We start from the raw sequence: 2308 nt of genomic DNA on the forward strand, positions 1-2308 counted from the left end.
CTCTTAAGGTGGTTATTGCGGCGGGGCTCACCTCTTCCCATCCCGAACAGAGTAGTTAAGCCCGCCTGCGCAGATGGTACTGCAGTTATGTGGGAGAGTATGTCGTCGCCTTTCTTTAAAGAATCCTCATCATTCATTTGATGAGGATTTTTTTGGTTTACCAAGAAGTTTGTTTTTTTTGTTTAAGTGGTTGATTGTAATTTGTTTGTAATATTGTTAATTATATATTAAAATTTTATTTGCTTAACCGAAATAAAACGATACTTTTAATATTTTAATTAATTAAATATATTTCGTCAATTATATTAACACCAAAATTTATTCTATGAAAAATAAATTACTTTTATTTTTATTGTTTTTTTCGTTTTTAGCAAATAAAGTTAATGCCAATAATTTCGAACAAACTTCAAATAATTCTAAAATAAATTTGAAGTTGGCGGTTAGTTTAATGGATACTATTAAAAAAAGGAACAAAACATTAAAATTTGCAAAATCAACAGCTATAATACCAACCCCATTGACAACTGCAGGAAGTGCTTGTAAAGAAGACACTGACTTGACAGTAAAAGTGTTTATGGCCGCATCTGGTGGTAGTGGCGATATTATTGAATGGTTTTCAAGTCAAACTTCTAATACTATTTTGCATACAGGAGCTATTTATAGTCCTAGCGTCAGTCAAACTACAACTTATTATGTTAGAACACGTGCAGGTGCTGATTTTAGTAATAGAGTGCCCGTAGTTGCTTCGGTTTATTCCTATCCTCCAGCAGTTACTTTGAAAGCTTTTCCAAATGATACAGTCATATGTGAAGGAACGCCAATAGAATTTACTGCATCTGGTGGCGGTGATTTTTTTGAATTTTCAGTTGATGGCGTTGTTAAGCAAGGAATGTCAGCAAATAGGATATTTACAACTAATGCACTGAAAAAAGGGCAAATAGTTAGCGTTAGGACTAGATATGGTGTTAATTTAGATGGATTGGTCACCGAAACGGCCTATGGGAAAGGTGCTTTGGAAGATAATGTTTTGTCAGCTCCTTTATCTTTGAATGCATCAGACGGTTATATTAATTCTATTAAAATTAGTCCAACCGAAGATAAGTTAGTTTTTGGTATTGCAGGAAAATTAGATAACAATAGAAGCATGTTGTTGTTTCTGGATACAAAGTCCGGAGGTTTTAATTTGTCAAATTATGGAGATGAAGCAAATATTATTCCATCTGTAAAAGGATTCAATTATTTTAATAATAATCCAAGTACTTTTGACTCGTATTTTCAAGCGGATTATTGTCTTACAATTTCAACAGATAATGGTGGAACAAATTATTTCGCAGATATTATTGAATTAAAAAGTGGGAATTCTACTAAGATTAGATTAGGAAATGCCTCAACAGGGTTCCCTAGTTCTGTAATGGGGGTTAATAATGGTAATTCAGGAATTGGAGATTATAATCTAGGCTTTGAAGTAGAAGTATTGAAATCATTAATAGGTTATACAGTTGGGGACATTAAGTTTTTTACCTTGACTATGCAGGATGATGATTTGCTTAACTATAATGTTACAAACTCGTTCTTGAGTCCAGAATTAAATAGTTCTGTTGACTATGGAAGTGGTGCAATTGATTATAATATTAAGGATCCAAATCCAGTTGTTGTTTCAGCAGATGCTTTGATTCCTTGCTATAAAGAAGCTAGTATTTTAATCAATTTAGATGAAAAACCGACGACAGCAACTGTGGGTGCTGATCAATATAATTGTTCACTAACTAGTACTTCGCTTAATGGTAATAGTCCTACGATAGGTTCTGGTAAATGGTCATTAAAATCGGGGCCAGGGTTAGTGAATTTTAGTAATGTAAATAGCGGGGTATCTACTGCGTCTGTAGATGTAGAAGGTATTTATGTTTTTACATGGAGTATTTCAAATGGAGTTTGTGCAATATCTACAGCTGATGTAAAAATTGAGTTTCATGTTGCTCCTTTAAAACCTACAGCAGTTAATCAAACGGTATGTGCTTCCTCACCAATTCAAACTTTAACTGCTATGGCTTCGGCTCAAGCAGGAGAAACAGTAGTTTGGTATGATGCAATAACTGGAGGTAATGTAGTGGCGGATCCTTCTTTAAGTGCATTAGGAACAATTACCTATTATGCTGAATCGGTGAAAAACACAACACCATGTGTAAGCAGTTCTCGAACTTCAGTAACCTTAACTATTAATCCAAAACCACTTGTTCCAACAAGCACTGGAGATCAAACGGTATGTGCGTCGACTCCAATTCAAACTTTGACTGCTGGAGCGACAGCT

At 34.4% G+C, this 2308-nt stretch carries 1 protein-coding gene and 1 rRNA gene; both read left to right on the forward strand.

The genetic code is table 11. From position 1 onward, the window contains the following. Positions 1 to 4: 4 nt before the first annotated feature. Positions 5 to 114: ribosomal RNA gene (gene rrf, locus ACFX5F_RS16165) — 5S ribosomal RNA — on the forward strand. A 211-nt stretch (positions 115 to 325) separates the two neighbouring features. After that, positions 326 to 2308 (forward strand): immunoglobulin domain-containing protein (locus ACFX5F_RS16170; protein ID WP_417398494.1); only part of this gene is annotated, 1983 nt, incomplete at its 3' end.

Source organism: Flavobacterium zhoui, from assembly GCF_042787235.1.
In the GTDB taxonomy this organism is placed as follows: domain Bacteria; phylum Bacteroidota; class Bacteroidia; order Flavobacteriales; family Flavobacteriaceae; genus Flavobacterium; species Flavobacterium zhoui.